This is a genomic window from Nonomuraea rhizosphaerae, from assembly GCF_019396405.1.
Taxonomy (GTDB): domain Bacteria; phylum Actinomycetota; class Actinomycetes; order Streptosporangiales; family Streptosporangiaceae; genus Nonomuraea; species Nonomuraea rhizosphaerae.
This window is the reverse complement of sequence record NZ_JAHKRL010000425.1, coordinates 1-4,031: the sequence shown is the minus strand read 5'-3', so window position 1 is coordinate 4,031 and position 4,031 is coordinate 1. Positions and strand designations below refer to the sequence as shown.

Annotated in this window: 6 protein-coding genes; 3 read left to right on the top strand and 3 right to left on the bottom strand. The window is 68.6% G+C overall.

What is annotated here, in order from left to right:
• Positions 1-40: 40 nt before the first annotated feature.
• Both greA and KME77_RS21945 read right to left on the bottom strand, forming a co-directional pair.
• Complete coding sequence (gene greA, locus KME77_RS21950) at positions 41-541, bottom strand: transcription elongation factor GreA (protein ID WP_219470717.1); 501 nt, start codon at positions 539-541, stop codon at positions 41-43.
• Between the two features lie 108 nt (positions 542-649).
• The gene (locus KME77_RS21945; protein WP_219470715.1) at positions 650-1,069 is read right to left on the bottom strand and encodes a DUF4307 domain-containing protein; all 420 of its coding nucleotides are present in this window, start codon (positions 1,067-1,069) and stop codon (positions 650-652) included.
• Positions 1,070-1,202: 133 nt separating this feature from the next.
• Between KME77_RS21945 and mca the strand changes: the two genes are divergently transcribed.
• From mca to KME77_RS21930, 3 genes are read left to right on the top strand one after another with little or no spacing between them, the layout of a single operon-like run.
• Complete coding sequence (mca, locus tag KME77_RS21940) at positions 1,203-2,087, top strand: mycothiol conjugate amidase Mca (RefSeq protein ID WP_219470714.1); 885 nt, start codon at positions 1,203-1,205, stop codon at positions 2,085-2,087.
• Positions 2,088-2,121: 34 nt separating this feature from the next.
• Positions 2,122-2,325, top strand: a complete 204-nt coding sequence (locus KME77_RS21935; RefSeq protein ID WP_219470710.1) for a hypothetical protein — start codon at positions 2,122-2,124, stop codon at positions 2,323-2,325.
• A complete protein-coding gene (locus KME77_RS21930; RefSeq protein WP_219470708.1) occupies positions 2,326-2,619 on the top strand; it encodes a GNAT family N-acetyltransferase in 294 nt (97 codons plus the stop codon).
• A gap of 64 nt (positions 2,620-2,683) precedes the next feature.
• Here KME77_RS21930 and KME77_RS21925 read toward each other — a convergent pair whose 3' ends face one another.
• Positions 2,684-3,835 (bottom strand): hypothetical protein, encoded by a 1,152-nt coding sequence (locus tag KME77_RS21925; protein ID WP_219470706.1) that lies wholly within the window; start codon positions 3,833-3,835, stop codon positions 2,684-2,686.
• Positions 3,836-4,031 lie beyond the last annotated feature (196 nt).

The following is a 4,031-nucleotide window of genomic DNA, read 5'->3' as shown; positions in this document are numbered from 1 at the left end:
GCCGGGCCAGCGTGGGCCCGGCGGTTCGTGTCTTCGGGTGTCAGTTGCCGATGTACGGCACAGCCTCGAGGATCTCGACGGTGTTCTGACGGCCGTTTGGCATCGAGTAGGTAGCCTTCTCGCCGATCTTCTTCCCATTGATCGCCGCCCCGAGAGGCGACTTGGGCGAGTATACGTCGATCGGGGCTCCGCTCTCCTCACGGGAGGCGAGCAGGAAGGTCACCTCGTCGTCGTCGCCGGTGAACCGGATCGTCACGGTCATGCCGGGGCCGACGACTCCTTCGGTCTTGGGAGCCTCTCCCACCTGGGCGTTGTCGAGGATCTGCCGAAGGTGGAAGATGCGGGCCTCCATCTTGCCCTGCTCGTCCTTGGCGGCGTGGTAGCCGCCGTTCTCCTTCAGGTCACCTTCCTCGCGGGCGGCCTCGATCTTCTTGGCGATGTCGACGCGCCCTGGGCCCGAGAGGTATTCGTACTCCGCCTTGAGACGGTCGTACGCCTCCTGCGTCAGCCATGTGACGTTCTCATCGCGAGAGTCGGCCACGGGTTCTCCTTGCTTGCCTAGGGGGCCCTGAGATCACTAGAGGTTGCGTGCGGTTGAATTGCGAAAGGCTAACAAGTCAACGGCGCGTACGCTTCCCCAAACGTCTCATTATACGAGATTGCAGTACTGGATGTGGACGGACGTCGCCCGGGCACTGGTGTCCAGGCGCTCCTTGAACTGCTTACTACCCCCACCAGCCGGAATTCTTACTTCCCTGGTGCCGACTTCCGTGTGGTTGACGTCGGTGGCCCTGATTCGGCACACCGCCGCCTGGTCGTCCGGCTTGCTCACCGTGAAGGTGATCTGGGCCTCGTCGGGGCGATCGGCCGCGAACGACACCACTTGCGCGGTGGCGCCCGTGTTCGCGCCGGTCATCGACCACATCACGTACCCCCAGCCGCCGGCGATGATGGCGACCAGCACGCCGATGACCACGTGCACGACCAATCGGCCGCCCCGCTGTGGACGGTCCGGAAAGTCGTCGGGTGTGCCGAGAACGGGACGGTTCTCGACATCTTCGGTGGCCATGGCGGAATCTCCCTGCACTCCCTCAGCGTTATCCGAGACAATTGTCGCCCGCGGGGGGCACGCCCTCGCGACCCGCCCAGCAGAAACTAACCTCTCTGGGCTACTGATCGGTCCACCTGAGGAGACCCGAGCCGTGAATGCACCGCTGAGGTTGATGGCCGTCCACGCCCATCCCGATGACGAGTCGAGCAAGGGCGCCGCCACGATGGCGCGTTATGTGCGTGAAGGTGCTGAAGTGCTGGTGTGTACCCTCACCGGAGGTGAGCGGGGCTCAGTGCTCAACCCCAAGATGGACCGGCCTGAGATCGTGGCCAACATCGGCGAGGTCCGCAGGGCCGAGATGGCCAGGGCGCGCGAGATCCTCGGCGTGCGGCAGGAGTTCATGGGATTTGTCGACTCCGGCCTGCCGGAGAGCGAGGAGGAGCAGCTGCCCGAGGGCTGCTTCGCGCTGCAGAAGCTGGAGGACGCCTCCGCTCCCCTTGTCGCCGCCGTCCGCGCGTTCAGGCCCCACGTGATCGTGACGTACGACGACGACGGCGGCTACCCGCACCCCGACCACATCATGACGAACAAGGTGTCGGTGGAAGCGTTCGAGGCGGCCGGCGACCCCGACCGCTACCCGGGCACCGGCGACCCGTGGCAGCCGTTGAAGCTCTACTACCAGATGGGCTTCACCAAGGAGCGCTTCGAGGCGCTGCACGAGGCGATGACCACGCGCGGCATGGGCTCCCCCTACTCCGACTGGATCTCCCGCTGGGAGGACCGGCCCGCCAAGTGGCCGGTGACGACCCGGGTGCCCTGCGGCGACTACTTCGAGCTGCGCGACGAGGCGCTGCTCGCGCACGCCACCCAGGTGGACCCGGACGGCTTCTGGTTCGTCTGCCCGCGCGACCTCCAGCGCGAGATCTGGCCGACCGAGGACTACCACCTGGCCCGCTCGCTGGTGGACACCGACCTGCCGGAGGACGACCTGTTCGCCGGGATCCACGCCGACGAGGTCTCACCCGCCTGCCACTGACCGGACCATCGCCCCTCGGTGGCAGACTGAGAGGGTGAACGTACTCGCTGCAGGCGACGTCAGTCCGGGGGTGCTCGGCTTCATCGTCGTCGCCCTCATCGGCGTCGCCCTGTACCTGCTGATCAAGTCGATGAACAAACAGATCTCGAAGATCGAGGTGCCTTCGGAGGCCGAGGCCCGCAAGGCCGAGGCCGCCGAGGACGTCCCCGCCGGAAAAGTCGAAGAGAAGGCCGAGTAGATGGCGGTCGAGATCGTCGACAACACGGCGGAGAGCCGCTTCGAGCTCCTCCTCGACGGCAAGGTCGCCGGGTTCGCCGACTACCGGCTGCTGCCCACCAAGATCGTCTTCACCCACACCGAGGTGCTGGACGCGTACGAGGGGCAGGGCCTGGCGGGCAAGATCGTCAGTTACGCGCTCGACATGAGCCGCGACACCGGGCTGCGGGTGGTGCCGCTGTGCCCGTACGTGGCCGAGTACATCGAGCGCCACCCCCAGTACAAGGACCTGGTCGACGAGTCAGCCGGCAAGTGACCGTGCGCGGTCGGGCATGTCGTGCGCGATCGGGCGTGGTCGGGCGTGGTCGGGCCGGTGGGGCTCAGTCGGCGGGTGACCAGGCGCGTTCGAGCGCCTTGGGCAGCCCCCACCAGCCCAGCGGCGTGAGCACCTCCTCGGTGCTGACGATGCCCAGATACCCCCAGAGGCCGACCACCGGCACGAACAGGCTCTCCGTCGCCGACAGATCGTCGGCGTCCTGGTCGTCGATGTCGATGTCCTCCGACTCTGCGATGAGCCGGGCCAGCCGTTCCGGCGAGGCCAGCACGCCGGGCCCCAGCCGGGTCAGCGCCGCCACCGCGGCCAGCCAGTCGGCGTGCTGGATGGCGCAGAGGTTGGCCAGCACCGTGTCCTCGTGGCTCAGATCACCGTCGAGGTCCGTGAACGCCTCCGGCGTGTCCTCCACCTCCGACAGGTCCGAGATCGGCCCGGCGATCCCCGCCGCGACCGCCAGCCACAGGTCCATGTCGTCCCCGGGCATCTCCCGGTCGTCGAACCCGGCGCAGGCCCGCAGCACGTTCGCCGGATAACCGGGCAGGCCCAGCAGCTCGCGCAGGCGCGTACCGGCCCGGCGCAGCTCGTCCACGGGAAGCTGGGGCGGCTTGGGCAGCTCGCCGATGATCCGCCGCAGCTCCGACAGCGCGAACGCCTCCTCCTCGTCCCACGCCGCGAACAGCTCCTCGTCCTGCTCGTCGCTCACCGCGAACCCGGGCACCCGCCCGTCCGGCAGCGGCGCGCTCAGCCACCGCTCCTGCAGCTCCTCGTACGTCCTGCGGGCCGCCTGATCCCCCGTCGCCAGCGCGTCGGGATCGACCTCCCCCTCCTCGACCCGTTGCTCCAGGTACGCCACGAGCAGCGAGAACATCTCCTCGGCCACCGGCCCGCGCTCGTCCTCCTCCGGCCACACGAAGTAGCCCGGCGTCATCAGCATCGGCTCGGTCCCGGTCGACTCGACCCAGCGCTGCACATCGCCGACCGTGGCGACACCCGACTCGATCGAGCCGAGCGTCGACCTGGCCGACTCCCAGAAGGCCAGCGAAAGCGGGTTGCCCACGGCCATCAACGCACGCCGCAGGTCGGGCAGCGCCACCAGCGCAACCCCGGAGGGCACGGCGAGCAACGCCCGCGCCACGTCCCTCCGGGTGAGGGCGGCGGCGGGACGGCCCGCATGCGTGCACACGAAGTCCAGATCCACGCTCCGTAACCTACGCCCACACCGCCCGCGCCAACACAGGTTGCGCCTTTCTCAACTGCATGGGCCTTCACAAGGGGCGCTCACGCGCTGACGGGCTCCGGACTCCCCTCACGGGGGAGCCCAGCTCCCCCGAACCCCCTCGCCGGGGGCCTCCCGGCCCCCGGACCCCCGAGCCTCGCCCACCTCCGCGACGGAG

Excerpts from the sequence above, each read along its gene's own strand:
- KME77_RS21945 (WP_219470715.1), bottom strand. The coding sequence starts at position 1,069 with ATGGCCACCGAAGATGTCGAGAACCGTCCCGTTCTCGGCACACCCGAC.
- KME77_RS21930 (WP_219470708.1), top strand. The coding sequence starts at position 2,326 with ATGGCGGTCGAGATCGTCGACAACACGGCGGAGAGCCGCTTCGAGCTC.